This is a genomic window from Pseudoalteromonas sp. SR41-1 (genome assembly GCF_014164015.1).
GTDB lineage: Bacteria > Pseudomonadota > Gammaproteobacteria > Enterobacterales > Alteromonadaceae > Pseudoalteromonas > Pseudoalteromonas distincta.
The window spans coordinates 95,725-110,271 of record NZ_JACJEK010000013.1; the positions used below are offsets into that span (position 1 = coordinate 95,725).

At 40.6% G+C, this 14,547-nt stretch carries 14 protein-coding genes; 8 read left to right on the plus strand and 6 right to left on the minus strand.

The features are described from left to right. The first annotated feature begins 143 nt into the window (after nt 1-143). Nucleotides 144-1,619: an NAD(P)H-hydrate dehydratase gene (locus H5118_RS12805; protein WP_182749043.1), complete on the plus strand. Its 1,476-nt coding sequence runs from the start codon at nt 144-146 to the stop codon at nt 1,617-1,619. A 22-nt stretch (nt 1,620-1,641) separates the two neighbouring features. Here H5118_RS12805 and H5118_RS12810 read toward each other — a convergent pair whose 3' ends face one another. The 4 genes from H5118_RS12810 to H5118_RS12825 form a co-directional block, all read right to left on the minus strand. Further along, a complete protein-coding gene (locus tag H5118_RS12810; RefSeq protein ID WP_182749045.1) occupies nt 1,642-2,058 on the minus strand; it encodes a VOC family protein in 417 nt (138 codons plus the stop codon). Between the two features lie 508 nt (nt 2,059-2,566). Beyond that, nucleotides 2,567-4,216, minus strand: a complete 1,650-nt coding sequence (gene groL / locus H5118_RS12815) for a chaperonin GroEL (protein ID WP_182749047.1) — start codon at nt 4,214-4,216, stop codon at nt 2,567-2,569. Nucleotides 4,217-4,264: 48 nt separating this feature from the next. Then, nucleotides 4,265-4,552, minus strand: coding sequence for a co-chaperone GroES (locus H5118_RS12820; RefSeq protein ID WP_002958836.1), 288 nt, complete (start codon nt 4,550-4,552; stop codon nt 4,265-4,267). Nucleotides 4,553-4,662: 110 nt separating this feature from the next. Continuing rightward, on the minus strand, nt 4,663-5,139 hold the full coding sequence (locus H5118_RS12825) for an FxsA family protein (protein ID WP_002958838.1): 477 nt from the start codon (nt 5,137-5,139) through the stop codon (nt 4,663-4,665). A 178-nt stretch (nt 5,140-5,317) separates the two neighbouring features. Between H5118_RS12825 and cutA the strand changes: the two genes are divergently transcribed. From cutA to accC, 5 genes are all read left to right on the plus strand, one after another. Beyond that, nucleotides 5,318-5,638 carry a divalent-cation tolerance protein CutA gene (gene cutA, locus H5118_RS12830; protein WP_002958839.1) on the plus strand — a complete coding sequence of 107 codons (321 nt, stop codon included), beginning with the start codon at nt 5,318-5,320 and terminating at the stop codon, nt 5,636-5,638. Beyond that, nucleotides 5,638-7,467, plus strand: coding sequence for a protein-disulfide reductase DsbD (locus H5118_RS12835; protein WP_024606504.1), 1,830 nt, complete (start codon nt 5,638-5,640; stop codon nt 7,465-7,467). The genes cutA and H5118_RS12835 overlap by 1 nt, the downstream gene beginning before the upstream one ends. 228 nt (nt 7,468-7,695) lie before the next feature. Then, nucleotides 7,696-8,148, plus strand: coding sequence for a type II 3-dehydroquinate dehydratase (gene aroQ, locus H5118_RS12840; protein ID WP_002958841.1), 453 nt, complete (start codon nt 7,696-7,698; stop codon nt 8,146-8,148). Between the two features lie 38 nt (nt 8,149-8,186). After that, nucleotides 8,187-8,651 carry an acetyl-CoA carboxylase biotin carboxyl carrier protein gene (gene accB / locus H5118_RS12845; RefSeq protein WP_002958842.1) on the plus strand — a complete coding sequence of 155 codons (465 nt, stop codon included), beginning with the start codon at nt 8,187-8,189 and terminating at the stop codon, nt 8,649-8,651. Nucleotides 8,652-8,677: 26 nt separating this feature from the next. Next, a complete protein-coding gene (gene accC / locus H5118_RS12850; RefSeq protein WP_002958843.1) occupies nt 8,678-10,018 on the plus strand; it encodes an acetyl-CoA carboxylase biotin carboxylase subunit in 1,341 nt (446 codons plus the stop codon). A gap of 208 nt (nt 10,019-10,226) precedes the next feature. Here accC and H5118_RS12855 read toward each other — a convergent pair whose 3' ends face one another. Beyond that, nucleotides 10,227-10,928, minus strand: a complete 702-nt coding sequence (locus tag H5118_RS12855; protein ID WP_024596672.1) for a FadR/GntR family transcriptional regulator — start codon at nt 10,926-10,928, stop codon at nt 10,227-10,229. Nucleotides 10,929-11,127: 199 nt separating this feature from the next. Between H5118_RS12855 and H5118_RS12860 the strand changes: the two genes are divergently transcribed. Beyond that, complete coding sequence (locus tag H5118_RS12860; RefSeq protein WP_002958845.1) at nt 11,128-11,886, plus strand: SDR family NAD(P)-dependent oxidoreductase; 759 nt, start codon at nt 11,128-11,130, stop codon at nt 11,884-11,886. 3 nt (nt 11,887-11,889) lie between these two features. Then, on the plus strand, nt 11,890-12,840 hold the full coding sequence (locus H5118_RS12865; protein ID WP_182692713.1) for a 2-dehydro-3-deoxygalactonokinase: 951 nt from the start codon (nt 11,890-11,892) through the stop codon (nt 12,838-12,840). A 59-nt stretch (nt 12,841-12,899) separates the two neighbouring features. Here H5118_RS12865 and glpD read toward each other — a convergent pair whose 3' ends face one another. Continuing rightward, nucleotides 12,900-14,405: a glycerol-3-phosphate dehydrogenase gene (glpD, locus tag H5118_RS12870; RefSeq protein ID WP_165723682.1), complete on the minus strand. Its 1,506-nt coding sequence runs from the start codon at nt 14,403-14,405 to the stop codon at nt 12,900-12,902. Nucleotides 14,406-14,547: the final 142 nt, after the last annotated feature.

Sequence of the window (14,547 nt, forward strand, 5' to 3'; positions counted from 1 at the left end):
TAGGCGTGCTCAAGTGAGCTATGCCCAAGTTGAAGCGGGAGTGTTAGACTTTAAATAAAATTGCAGTTTAAATTTATCAACAGAACTAGCCGCTAGATATAAGTATTTGATAAGGTGAAGTATCACCTAGTAAAGGAGCCTTTATGCTTAATAAAACCTTATTTACCGCACAACAAGTAAGAGACAATGAAGCTTTAGCGGCTAAAAACAGTCATTGTGATTTATTTACACTAATGCAGCGTGCAGGAGAGGCTGTATATAAGCAATGGCAGTTATTTGATGCGCAGCATACATTAGTCATTGTTGGCCATGGTAACAACGCTGGAGACGGTTACGTTGTAGCTAGGCTTATTATGCAATCAGGTAAAAAGGTAACAATATGCGCTGCTGAACCCGAAAAAACATTAAAAGGTGATGCTGCAAAAGCGCAGCAGCTATGGATAGAAGCGGGTGGGGTGGTTTCTCATTTTACAAAAGATGCTCTTAATGAGTGCGATATCGTTATTGATGCGCTCCTTGGTACTGGGCTTAATAGCGCCGTGCGCGATAATTTTGCGAATATAATTAACGCTGTAAATAACAGTGGTAAGCCCGTAATAAGCATTGATATTCCATCAGGCATTGAAGCAAATACAGGACAGCCTTTAGGGTGCGCAGTACAAGCTACTTCAACCGTTACTTTTGTAGGTATAAAGCAAGGGCTCACAACGACGGCAGGTAAACAATATAGCGGTAAGTTAGTTTTTGATGATTTAGCAATTGGCGATGCGTTTACTAGTATAGCTCAATCATCAGGAACCTTGATAAATATTAATAGCTTTAAAGGAATTGCCACGCGGGCAATCAATAGTCACAAAGGCAGCCATGGCAAGCTTTTATGTGTTGGTGGCAATCAAGGTACTGCAGGTGCAATTAGGTTAAGTAGTGAAGCAGCTCTTAGAACGGGTGCTGGCATGGTAAGGGTGTATACACACGAAAGCTCAATAACGCCTATTAGTATTGGCAGACCAGAGCTTATGGTAAGCAGTAATAACTTACATCAAGCGCTAGAGTGGGCAAGCTGCGTTGTTATTGGCCCAGGGCTTGGGCAAGACGAGTGGGCACAACAAACATTCGATGAAGTAATGCAATATTGCCAAAACAATAAAATGCCATTGGTTATAGATGCAGACGCCCTTAATTTACTGGCTAAGCAAGCTTCATCGTATATGTTAGAGCAATGCGTACTTACGCCACATCCAGGCGAAGCTTCGCGACTGCTAAGTGTTAGTACTAGCGACATAGAATCAGACCGTTTTAATTATGCCCGCCTTTGCGCCAAGCGCTATAACGCGACTTGTGTATTAAAAGGCGCTGGAACATTAATAGATAATGCCCAGCACACGTGGGTGTGTGAAGATGGCAACCCAGCACTTGCAGTTGGCGGTAGTGGCGATGTACTCACTGGTATTATTGGGGCAGTACTTGCTCAAGGTTTAAATATTGATGAAGCAGCACGCTATGGCGTAACACTGCACGCTAAAGCCGGTGATATCGCAAGTGAGCGAGATGGGCAAAGGGGCATGCTACCCAGTGATCTATTCGCAATTGTAAGAGAGTTAGTTAATAAAGTGACGTGAGTTTAAGCGTCACTTTATCTTGCTAATTATTAAGCTGTAGTAGATCCCATTTTGTACCATATAAATCTTCAAAAACCACTACGGTGCCATAGGGTTCTACTCGAGGTTCTTCGTTAAATGTAACGTCTTTAGAAAGCATTAAATTATAATCTCGCCAAAAGTCATTGGTATGTAAAAATAAAAACACACGACCACCCGTTTGATTACCAATAGCGCTCATTTGTTCGGGTGTTGTGGCTTTAGCAAGCAGTAGATTAGTCCTGCTCGAATTAGCCCTGTTTGAATTTGGAGGTGAAATTAACACCCAACGTTTACCATCTCCTAAGTTAGTATCCTCGACTAATTCAAAATTTAGCTTTTGAGTATAAAACTCAATGGCATCGTCGTAGTCCTTAACAACTAATGCAATGCTGCCGATATGCTGTTGAACGTTAGTCATATTTGGTTTACTCCGTACTATTAAATAAATGTGCTTTTTATCATATTTAGCAAACGATCAAGTAGGGTATATGCCCGCAGTATGTAATATGAATTAACTTACGAGTTCGTCTTCATCATCGGGTGGATCACCTGAGTCTTCTTTGCGTTTTTTGTTCTTGTTTTGCTTTTTGTACATTTTCGTATGTAGGTGGTGGGATAGGAATAATAGAAATAAGCGGAAAGAATGCTGAAAATAAATAAGCCCCTTAGACATACTTTTACCCCACGTGACCATTTTGAGCATAGCCCAAACTACGAATGAAAATAACCCAGTCACAAGGGCAACAAAAACAAAGAAGATGAATATTGTGTTATTACTTAATAAATCCATTTAATATAAATCTTAGTTATACGTAACTTAGGTATGGGTATAAATTAAACAATATCAATGATTTTTATACTAAAAAGCAAAAAACCAGCCGAAGCTGGTTTTTTATATAAGGGAGGTGCTTAAACGGGGATGTTTATCACATCATTCCGCCCATACCACCCATTCCGCCCATGCCGCCCATATCAGGTGCACCAGCAGATTCGTCTTTAGGGATTTCAGCTACCATTGCTTCAGTAGTGATCATTAGACCCGCAATAGACCCTGCAAACTGTAGCGCAGAGCGTGTTACTTTAGTTGGATCTAGGATACCCATTTCAATCATGTCGTTGTATTCGCCAGTTGCTGCGTTGTAACCGTAGTTACCATCGCCGCCTTTAACTGCGTTAATTACAACTGATGCTTCGTCGCCTGCGTTAGTTACGATTTGACGAAGTGGTGCTTCCATCGCACGAAGTGCAACTTTAATACCGTGGTTTTGATCTTCGTTGTCGCCAACTAAATCAACTAGCTTGCTAGCAGCACGTACAAGTGCAACACCGCCGCCAGGTACTACGCCTTCTTCAACCGCTGCACGAGTTGCATTTAATGCATCTTCAACGCGGTCTTTTTTCTCTTTCATTTCGATTTCAGTAGCAGCACCTACTTTGATAACTGCAACACCGCCAGCTAGTTTAGCCATGCGCTCTTGAAGTTTTTCTTTATCGTAGTCAGATGTAGCTTCTTCAATTTGTGCTTTAATTTGAGAAACACGACCAGTAATACCCGCTTCTTCGCCAGCACCGTCAATGATAGTTGTATCATCTTTAGTGATAATTACGCGCTTAGCTGTACCTAGGTCTTCAACTGTTGCTTTTTCAAGCTCTAAGCCGATTTCTTCAGAAATAACAGTACCGCCAGTTAATACAGCGATATCTTGCAGCATTGCTTTACGACGATCGCCAAAGCCAGGTGCTTTAACAGCTGATACTTTAACAATACCGCGCATGTTATTAACTACTAATGTAGCTAGTGCTTCGCCTTCAAGGTCTTCTGCAATGATTAGTAGTGGTTTACTTGCTTTAGCAACCGCTTCTAATGTTGGTAATAATTCACGGATGTTAGATATTTTTTTATCTACAAGTAGAATAAATGGGTTATCTAGTTCAACAGTGCCTTTTTCTGGGCTGTTGATAAAGTAAGGAGATAAGTAACCACGGTCAAACTGCATGCCTTCAACAACATCTAGTTCGTTTTCAAGTGATTGACCTTCTTCTACAGTAATAACACCACTGTTGCGGCCTACTTTTTCCATTGCTTGAGCAATGATACTACCAATCTCTTGATCAGAGTTAGCTGAAATAGTACCTACTTGTGCAATTGCTTTAGTATCAGAACAAGGAACAGATAACGCTTTAAGCTCTGCAACAGCAGCAATAACTGCTTTGTCGATGCCGCGCTTAAGATCCATTGGATTCATGCCTGCTGCAACAGCTTTAAGGCCTTCATTAACAATAGACTGTGCAAGTACTGTAGCGGTAGTTGTACCATCGCCGGCTGCATCATTTGCTTTAGATGCAACTTCTTTAACCATTTGTGCGCCCATGTTTTCAAACTTGTCTTCAAGTTCGATTTCTTTTGCTACAGATACACCATCTTTAGTGATAACTGGAGAGCCAAATGATTTGTCTAGTACAACGTTACGGCCTTTAGGACCTAATGTAACTTTTACTGCGTTTGCCAGGATGTTTACGCCAGTTAGCATTTTAGCGCGTGCGTCACCTGCAAAAAGTACTTCTTTTGCTGCCATGTTTTAAATTCCTCTAAATTCTTAAATGTTTATAAACGAAAAGTAGGTTTAGCCTACAATGCCTAAAATATTATCTTCACGCATGATCAGGTACTCTTGACCTTCGATCTTTTCAACTTTTTCAACATATGAGCCAAATAACACAGTGTCACCGGCTTTAACTTCTAACGCTCTCACGTCACCGTTATCTAAAACGCGACCATTACCTACGGCTACAACTTCTCCGCGAGTTGATTTTTCAGCTGCAGAGCCAGTTAATACAATACCGCCAGCAGATTTTGTTTCTTCTTCTAGACGTTTAACGATTACGCGATCTTGTAAAGGACGAATGTTCATGTTTTTTAGTTCTCCTAACAGTTTCTGAACAGTACAGAAAAAAGCTTTTCTAATTTGCATTCATTAATGGGGGTAGAGTGTAAAATTCCAAGAGAAAAAATGATAAATTTTTAATCTTTTCGCTCATATTCGCCATCAATAGTCGTTGGTCGTTCCATTTGCCCTTGCTCTCGTTCAGCATGTTGCTGCCCAGCAAACGGCGATGGCCCTTGTTGCCTACCTGCGCTCATTCTAACAGTTGCTTGGCTAGCAAGACCTGCGGCCAGTTTGTTACGAATTGCAGGCGTTAATAATAGTAACCCAAACACGTCGGTCATAATGCCAGGGGTAAGTAATAATACCCCTGCAATTACAACGCATATTCCGGTAAATAATTCTTTGGCTGGCATTTGCCCTTGCGCCATTTGCGCTTGTACGTTTTGCAGCGCACCCATACCTTGTGTTTTAACCATTTTGGCACCTAAAATCGCGGTAATAACAACAAGTGCAATTGTTGCAAATCCGCCAATCACATCGCTTACTTGAATCAGCAAAGCGATTTCGATAATAGGGATGATGATAAACAACACAAATAAAAATCTAAACATAGCGCTCTCTAAATAATGACACTCAAAAGAGTTGATGAAATATAAATGAGGGTGACTAGGTCTCTTTTCAAGGTTAGGGCATAGGTATAGTCATTTTACTGATATTTAAGCGTCTACACATTGTATCGCCTATCAGATACTATGAAGCTAGACACTGTCCAATAAGAATAGGTTCATAATGACTACGCATTTTAAAATGATTTTTACGACTTGCAAAGACGAAGCAGAAGCACGCAGCCTAGCAAGGGCGTTGGTAGAAAAAAAGCTAGCAGCTTGTGTAAATATTTTACCTAACATGGGCTCTATTTATATGTGGGAGGGCGAAGTAGCAGAAGCAACTGAAGCCAAGCTACTTATAAAAACAAAAGCAGATAAAATGAACGATGTGTTTTTAACAATAAAAGAGCTACATAGCTACGAAGTGCCGGAGATTCAGGTTGTAGAAGTTTCAACCGGTAATTTGGCGTATTTTAATTGGATGGACGAGGTACTGAATTAATGCGTTTTTTCTTTTTATTGTTGGTTACATTATTAACTGTACCCGTAAAGGCTGCGACTAATAATGTGCTTGGTGATCTACTTGGGCCTCCGCAACAGACTTTTTTACCTGTAGACCAAGCGTTTGTTTTTGATTTTGACCAGCAAGGCAGTACCTTGTTTGTAGGTTGGGATATAGCGCCAGACTATTATTTATATAAAAAGAAAATAGAAATTATCGCCAAAGGTGCAAACATTCAAGTAGGCGATTCTGGCCGTGGCGAAATTATTGAAGATGAATTTTTTGGTAAAACAGAGGTTTTTTTTAATTCCGCGAGTGTTATTAGTAAGCTAAGTAATGTAACCGAAGGCGCTGTGGTTAAAGTTCGTTACCAAGGCTGTGCAAAAGCAGGGCTTTGCTATCCACCAGAAGTAATCAGCATCCCACTTAGTGTTATTAGTGGTGCACAGGTTAAAAATGTAGACCAAAATAACACTACAGATGAAGCAGCAACTGCGCAAAGCACATTTGCAGCACTCAACGAGCCAGCTACTGAACCTACAACAAATTCGGATGATACCGAAAAAGAACTTACTTTTACTGAACAGTTAGCAAGTCAGGGCTTAATAACTAATTTACTTATATTTTTTGTTGTTGGTGTAGGCCTTGCTTTTACGCCTTGCGTATTCCCTATGTTTCCTATTTTGTCGAGCTTAATTGCGGGTCAGCAAAACCTTTCAACTAAAAAAGCGTTTGCGTTGTCGTTTGTATATATACAAGGCATGGCAGTTACCTATGCAGCGCTTGGTTTAGTTGTTGCGGCGCTTGGTGGGCAAGTGCAGGGGTATTTACAGCATCCATTTGTATTAGTTAGCTTTAGTTTACTATTTGTATTATTGGCTATGTCGATGTTTGGTTGGTACGAAATTAAACTGCCAAGCAGTATGATGAGCAAGCTAACCCAAGTAAGTAATAACCAAAAAGGCGGCAACTACGTTGGCGTATTTTTAATGGGCGTACTGTCGGGGTTAATTGCATCACCGTGTACTACTGCGCCACTGTCAGCTGCGCTCTTATTTGTAGCGCAAAGTGGTGATTACTTAGTGGGTGGTTTAACGCTATACGTGCTTAGTTTAGGTATGGGGTTACCACTTTTATTACTTGGTACATCTGGCGGTAAATTGCTGCCTAAAGCCGGTGGTTGGATGGAGCAAGTTAAAACCTTGTTTGGTTTTGTGATGCTCGTTGTGCCGCTTATATTACTTGAGCGACTAGTAAGCGCCGACATTATATTATTAATGGCAGGTGTGCTTGCATTAGCAACGGCACTTTACCTACATCACTGGCAAAGTAGCCAAACACAAAGCAAGTTAAAAACTGCATTATGGTTTGCTGCAACGCTATTAGTTATGACAGGGTTTACGTTAACTAAAAACTACTTTTGGCCAGTACAAGCTGTGCAAGTAAGCTCACAAAGTAATGAGTTTAAAAAGGTGGCGGATTTAGCTGAGCTAAAAGAGGCCGTAGCGCAAGCGAGTAATGAAGGTCGAATGGTTATGGTCGACTTATATGCTGACTGGTGTGTGGCGTGTAAAGAGTTTGAGCATTACACGTTTCCAGATGCCAAAGTACAAAGTGAATTTAGCCATTATCAGCTAATTCAAGTTGATTTAACTAACAGTGACAATAAAACAATTGAGTTAATGGAAGAGTACACCGTGTTTGGTTTACCTAGTATTTTGTTTTTTAACACCCAAGGTAAAGAGCTAACTACACAACGTGTAACCGGCTTTTTAAACGCAGAAGATTTTGCTAAACACCTTGCTACAGTGCGCGCCAGCGCACAATAATAGTGCAATAGAGCCACTTGGATATACCAAGTGGCTTACGACTCCCTCCTAGTTATTCGTTCCCAAAATAGAGATTGGACCAGTATTTTGCTGCTATTTACATCGAAATCACTATAATAGTTGGTTAACGTGAGAATTTGTTGCTACATTACTTTTTTCTGCTTACTTAAAAGCGAAAAACTACTTAGCAACCGCTTAACTCATTACTTATAGGATATATCGCGTATTATGGCTGCAAAATTTAACCTTTTAGTTATAAATGGTCCAAATTTGAACATGCTTGGCAAACGTGAACCGGATAAATACGGTTTTCAAACGCTAAGTGAAATTATGAGCGAACTAACCAGTGCCGCTGATAGTCTAGATGTTGAGTTAGCACATTTTCAAAGTAATAGTGAGCAAGCCCTCATTGAGCGAATACACAGTGCTTGGCAAGCGGTTGATTACATAATAATTAACCCTGCTGCATTTACGCATACAAGCGTTGCATTACGTGATGCATTGCTAAGTGTTGATATTCCGTTTTTTGAAGTGCACTTAAGTAATGTGCACGCACGTGAAGCCTTTCGTCATCATTCGTATTTTTCTGATGTGGCACAGGGCGTGATATGTGGATTAGGTGCAATGGGTTACCACGCAGCATTAAATGCCGCTGTGAGCCGGTTGAAAAACTCGATTTAATTTTAAATTAACACACAAACAAACAGGCGGGTCGTGTAATGGATATTCGCAAGATAAAGAAGCTTATCGAATTAGTAGAAGAATCAGGTATTGCTGAGCTAGAAATCACTGAAGGTGAAGAATCAGTACGTATTAACCGTAACAACATGAGCGCAGGCCCTGGTTACCCGCAATTTGCTCCACAGCAATATGCACCGGCGCCAGCAGCCCCAGCTCCAGTTGCAGCAGCTCCTGTAGCAGTTGAAGCAGCAGCTCCAGCAGAACCTACTGGCCATCAAGTTAAATCACCAATGGTTGGATCTTTCTATGCAGCAGCGTCTCCTGAAGCTCCAGCGTATGTAGAAGTTGGTCAGCAAGTTAAAGTTGGCGATACGCTTTGTATTATCGAAGCTATGAAAATGATGAACCAAATTGAGTCAGATAAAGCCGGTACAGTAAGAGCTATCTTAGCTGAAAATGGCGAGCCAATAGAATTTGATCAACCTCTATTCATCATTGAATAATAGCGTAACCTAAAAGGCCAACTCTAATGTTAGATAAAGTAGTCATTGCAAACCGAGGTGAAATTGCACTTCGTATATTGCGCGCCTGCAAAGAGCTTGGGATCAAAACGGTTGCTGTGCATTCAACGGCGGATCGCGATCTTAAGCATGTATTGCTTGCAGATGAAACCATCTGTATTGGTAGACCATCAGCAACTGAAAGTTATTTAGATATCCCGCGCATTATTGCTGCGGCTGAAATAACTGACGCTGTAGCGATTCATCCAGGTTACGGTTTCCTTGCAGAAAACGCTGATTTTGCCGACCAAGTTGAGCAAAGTGGTTTTGTATTTATTGGTCCAAAAGGTGACACTATTCGCCTTATGGGTGATAAAGTTTCTGCTATTTCAGCAATGCGTAAAGCAGGCGTTCCATGTGTACCAGGGTCTGATGGTCCGGTATCAGATGATAAAGAACGTAACATGCAAATCGCTAAACGAATCGGTTACCCGGTAATCATCAAAGCCGCTGGTGGCGGTGGTGGTCGTGGTATGCGTGTTGTTCGTAGCGAATCTGAACTTATTGATTCAATTGCATTAACACAGCAAGAAGCTAAGCAGTTCTTTGGTAATAGCATGGTTTACATGGAGAAATTCCTTGAAAACCCACGCCATATCGAAGTTCAAGTATTAGCAGATGGCCAAGGTAATGCAGTACATTTAGGTGAACGTGATTGTTCTATGCAACGTCGTCACCAAAAAGTAGTTGAAGAAGCACCAGCGCCAGGTATTACTGCAGAAACACGTAAATTTATTGGTGAACGCTGTACACGTGCATGTATCGAAATCGGTTACCGCGGTGCAGGTACGTTTGAGTTTTTATACGAAAACGGCGAGTTTTACTTCATCGAAATGAATACACGTATTCAGGTTGAACACCCTGTAACTGAAATGGTTACTGGTATTGATTTAATCAAAGAGCAGTTAAAAATTGCTGCGGGTCAACCATTATCATTCACGCAAGACGACGTTGTTATTCGTGGTCATGCTATTGAGTGTCGTATTAATGCTGAAGACCCTGAAACGTTTATCCCTTCACCGGGTAAAATTACACGTTTCCATCCTGCTGGTGGCTTAGGTATTCGTTGGGACAGCCATATTTACGCTGACTATACGGTTCCACCACATTACGATTCAATGATTGGTAAGTTAATTACTTACGGTGAAAACCGTGACGTAGCTATTGCCCGCGCGCGCAATGCACTTAACGAGCTAGTAATTGACGGAATTAAAACTAATACTCCTTTGCATAAGAGAATTCTTGCAGATGAAAACTTCCAAAATGGTGGTACTAACATCCACTATCTTGAGAAGAAATTAGGATTGTAATTCTAGCCTGTAAAAAGGCGTTTTATCTTAGTTAATAACCCGAGTTATTAAGCTGATTTAAATAATTAAAAATCCGATATCAGGAGACTGATATCGGATTTTTTAATGCCTGTAATTTAAGTTTTATAGGCAATAAAAAAGTCCATAAAATATACTGCAAAGAGTAAATTTGATGGACTCAATATTTATATAATATGTTGAACTAACATTACACTAATTTAGATTCAATTAACTGTAGTGCTTCTTCTAAAATTGTTTCTACTGCTTTTTTAGCGCGCTCAGGATCGCGTGACTTTATGGTCTCTAAAATATCAGCGTGCTTAGCAACATCTGCGCCCGGTACACCTTTAATGTGGTTTGTATAACGAATACTTACTCTAAGGGCTGTACTAATAAACTCAGTTAACTGCACAAAAAAGCGATTGTTACTGGCCACTAATATGCTGGTATGAAAAGCAATGTCGGCTTCTAGTGGGTCGTCTAAGCCTTCGTCTGCTTCAGCCATACGGGCTAAGGCACTATCTATATCGGCAAGTTGTTCAGCAGTTGCATTTAGTGCTGCAAGAGCGGCCGCTTGTGGTTCAAGGGCAACGCGTACTTGAGTAAACTCTTTTAATAATGAGAGTGACGGCTTGCTGCTTAAAATCCAACGTAGTACGTCGGTATCAAACATGTTCCAGCTACTTTCAGGTAATACACGAATACCTTGCTTAGGACGCGATGAAATTAACCCTTTAGCAGAGAGCATTTTTACCGCTTCGCGGGTAGCGCTGCGACTTACATCATACTTTATACATAAATCGGCTTCAGAAGGCAGGCCTTCGCTTACAGGGTAAACACCACGCACAATAGCAAAACCCAAATCGTGGGTTAATTGTTGTGTTAAATTTTGACGGGGTTGGCTTTTCATTGCGCAGGATTCCGAGTTGATATATTGCTTTATTATATATCATATATCATATTAATGTACTCAAGGATATGATATAAACTTTTAATTAGTTAAATATTTTAGCACAGCAATAACAACTTAGTTTGGCTCTTTATACTGTAAATGTAAGTTTATAAAGGGTTTAATTAAAATTGAAAATGCGCTGTATGGAGAGTTGAATTTGAACACCCTAGCTCAATATCATAGTCTTTCTGGTAAAGTTATTTTTATTACAGGCGGTGCATCAGGCATTGGTAGAGCAATGGTTAAATCCTTTGTAAACCAAAATGCAAAAGTGGCATTTATAGATATTGATGATAAGGCAGCGCAATCGCTTATTCGTGATTTACCCAATGCAAAACTATGGTATAGGCAAGTTGATGTAACTGACTCTCATGCACTTCAGCAATCACTTGTGGATGCATGCGCCGCTTTTGGTGCCATTAATGTACTAGTTAATAATGTAGCGAACGATCGCCGTCAAGCAAGCGAAGACGTTACAGTGCAAGACTGGGATCAGTGCTTACAAATAAACTTAAACCCTGCATTTTTTGCCTCTCAAGTTGCTATGTCTTTTATGAAGGGCGATGGAGCGGGCAGTATCATTAACTTTAGTTCTATTAACGCTATTATGGGGCAACCTCAAATGGCAGGCTATGTAACCGCAAAAGCAGGCCTAATAGGTATGACTAAGGCACTGGCTCGCGATTACGGCGAGTTTGGTATTCGCGTTAACGCTATTTTACCAGGGTGGGTGGCTACCGACCGTCAACTAGCAAGCTGGTTTACCGAAGAAGAGCAAGTTAAGTGGATGGAAGCCATGGCGCTTAAAAAATTAGTAACTCCTGAAGATGTTGCTAATTTGGCACTCTTTTTAGCCGCCGATGAAAGCAGTATGATCACCGGGCAAAGTATTAAAATTGACGGTGGGAGGCTTTAAAGCTTGGCTACTTCATCTCTTTTTATTGCTGTTGACTGGGGCACGAGCCATTTACGCGCTTATTTGTGCGAAGTACGAGCGCAATCAACACTTAAATTATTAGCACAACGTGATGGCCCAGGTGTTGTTAAAGCAAATCAAAATTTTGAGCAAACCCTAATCGACACCATTGAGGTGTGGAAGCAAGAATATGGCAGCTTACCTATATATATTGCAGGACAAATTACCTCAAGCATCGGCTGGCACGAAACACCTTATTTAGAATGCCCAATTAATCCCGAAGGGTTACTTAATGCTGCTGTTAGCTTTGATTGCGATGGACATATTATTAAAGCGTTACCTGGCACAAAGTGTACGCTGCAAAATGGCTTGTTTGATGTAATGCGCGGTGAAGAGCTGCAAATTTTAGGGTTTTTAAAGCAAAACCCAGAGTATCAACAAGGTAAAATATTACTCTGTTTGCCTGGCACACATACCAAATGGGTGCTTATAAACAATGGCGAAATCATTTGCTTTAAAACAGCCATGACCGGTGAGTTATATGATTTGTTATGTCATCAAAGTGTTTTAATTCCTAACGACTGTGCAGAAGGTGAGTTTGACTTTAAAGCATTTGAGCAAGGCTGTGAGCTAACTTTAGGTAGTGATAGCGGTAACTTGGCACATGGTATTTTTAGTGTGCGTACCCGCCAGCTTTCAAAGGAGTTAACGCCAGTACAAGCTAAAGCCTATTTGTCGGGTGTATTAATTGGCAGCGATGTACGAGCAGCTCGCCACGCTAGTGAATGGCAATTATTAAGTGATACACAAGTTGTGGTGATTGGCACAAAGCAGCTGAATAAGTGTTTTACTACGGCGCTTAACCAAATAGGTGTGAAGTGTGTTGAGTTTGATATTAAAACAGCGACGCTTAGTGGCTTTAATTATTTATTTAATTTAGAGTCAAAAAAATAAACCCCTTTATAACGGTTAAATTATAAAGGGGTTAACAGGAAGCTATTATAACTTGATAGTTAAGCGCTTTTAGCTGCTTGGTTATGCTCAATATAATCATTAAGCGCAGCAACTTGCGCCTCATTAAAACGTAGTCCTAATTTACTGCGGCGCCATAAAATATTGTATGCGTTTTCTGCCCACTCTTCATTTAGCAAGTAATCTACTTCTGCTGCAAATAAACCATGGCCAAAATCCTGGCCTAAATCACTCAGCCCAGTTGCACTACCTAAAATATGTTTAGCACGAGTACCATAAGTGCGTACAAAGCGTTTAAGTGTTATTTCAGGTAGCCATTCGTATTTTGCTTTTAGCTCTGATTTAAGTGCTTCTACAGAGCTAAAATCACCACCAGGGAGCGGACTATGTTTGGTCCACGCATTGCTCATTTGCGGATAAAAATCTTCAAGCTTATTAACCGCAGCTTCGGCAAGTTTGCGATAAGTTGTAATTTTTCCGCCAAACACACTCAGTAGAGGTGTTTGCTTAGCATCACTCGAAAGCTCTAATTTATAATCGCGAGTAACGGCTTGTGCATTAACTGATTCGTCATCAAGTAATGGGCGTACACCAGAAAAGGTATGTACTATGTCTTCGCGTTTAATCGGTTGTTTAAAGTAGGTATTAGTAATATCAATTAAGTAATCAATTTCTTCATCACTAATTTTAACGTCTTGTGCTTCACCTTTGTGTTCTACATCGGTTGTGCCAATAAGTGAGAAGTCATCTTCAAACGGAATAACAAACACAATACGCTGATCTTTATTTTGTAAAATATAAGCTTGTTTTTCATCGTGAATACGAGGCACTACAATGTGGCTACCTTTTACAAGGCGAATATTTTGTGGTGATTTTTCTGTTAGTGCTTCGTCAAATAATTTAGCAACCCAAGGACCCGCAGCATTAACAATCCCTTTGGCAGAAATGGTGTATTTAGCTTTACTCTTTTGCTGCTCAAGCGTTACCTGCCATTTACCTTGCTCACGTTTAGCATGTACACACTTAGTTTGCGTGGTAATAACAGCACCTTTTTGCTGCGCTGCTAGGGCGTTTAAAACGACTAGGCGAGAGTCATCAACCCAGCCATCTGAGTATTCAAAACCTTTAGTAATAGAGGGTTCTAAAACGCTATTTTCACCAAATTTAATGCTTCGAGAACCCGCTAGTGTTTCGCGTTTTGCTAGGTTGTCATACATAAACAAGCCAATACGAATCATCCACGCAGGGCGGAGGTGTTTTTGATGCGGCAATCTAAAGGTTAGCGGCCACATAATATGAGGTGCGTTTTTAAGTAGCACTTCACGCTCTGCTAGCGCTTCTTTTACTAATCTAAATTCGTAATGCTCAAGGTAGCGCAGACCGCCGTGGATCAGCTTAGAACTGTTTGAAGATGTTGCACAGGCAAGGTCTGATTGTTCGCACAATAGAACTTTTAACCCTCTGCCAGCTGCATCAGCTGCTATTCCAGTGCCGTTTACACCGCCACCGATGACTAGTAAGTCATATTCGTTATCTGCTAATTCCACCGAGCTAACCTTTTTATTTGTAATATAAATAAGACATAAACATCATAAAGCTGCTGTTTTCATTTGACAATAGAAAACCCAGTTTTTTATTCGTTAATTTTGACGCCAATTCATTTTCAATTTAAAGCAGTAAAACATGCCT

Coding starts and splice junctions, on each gene's coding strand:
- H5118_RS12805 (WP_182749043.1), top strand. CDS start 144: ATGCTTAATAAAACCTTATTTACCGCACAACAAGTAAGAGACAATGAA.
- H5118_RS12810 (WP_182749045.1), bottom strand. CDS start 2,058: ATGACTAACGTTCAACAGCATATCGGCAGCATTGCATTAGTTGTTAAG.
- groL (WP_182749047.1), bottom strand. CDS start 4,216: ATGGCAGCAAAAGAAGTACTTTTTGCAGGTGACGCACGCGCTAAAATG.
- H5118_RS12820 (WP_002958836.1), bottom strand. CDS start 4,552: ATGAACATTCGTCCTTTACAAGATCGCGTAATCGTTAAACGTCTAGAA.
- H5118_RS12825 (WP_002958838.1), bottom strand. CDS start 5,139: ATGTTTAGATTTTTATTTGTGTTGTTTATCATCATCCCTATTATCGAA.
- cutA (WP_002958839.1), top strand. CDS start 5,318: ATGACTACGCATTTTAAAATGATTTTTACGACTTGCAAAGACGAAGCA.
- H5118_RS12835 (WP_024606504.1), top strand. CDS start 5,638: ATGCGTTTTTTCTTTTTATTGTTGGTTACATTATTAACTGTACCCGTA.
- aroQ (WP_002958841.1), top strand. CDS start 7,696: ATGGCTGCAAAATTTAACCTTTTAGTTATAAATGGTCCAAATTTGAAC.
- accB (WP_002958842.1), top strand. CDS start 8,187: ATGGATATTCGCAAGATAAAGAAGCTTATCGAATTAGTAGAAGAATCA.
- accC (WP_002958843.1), top strand. CDS start 8,678: ATGTTAGATAAAGTAGTCATTGCAAACCGAGGTGAAATTGCACTTCGT.
- H5118_RS12855 (WP_024596672.1), bottom strand. CDS start 10,928: ATGAAAAGCCAACCCCGTCAAAATTTAACACAACAATTAACCCACGAT.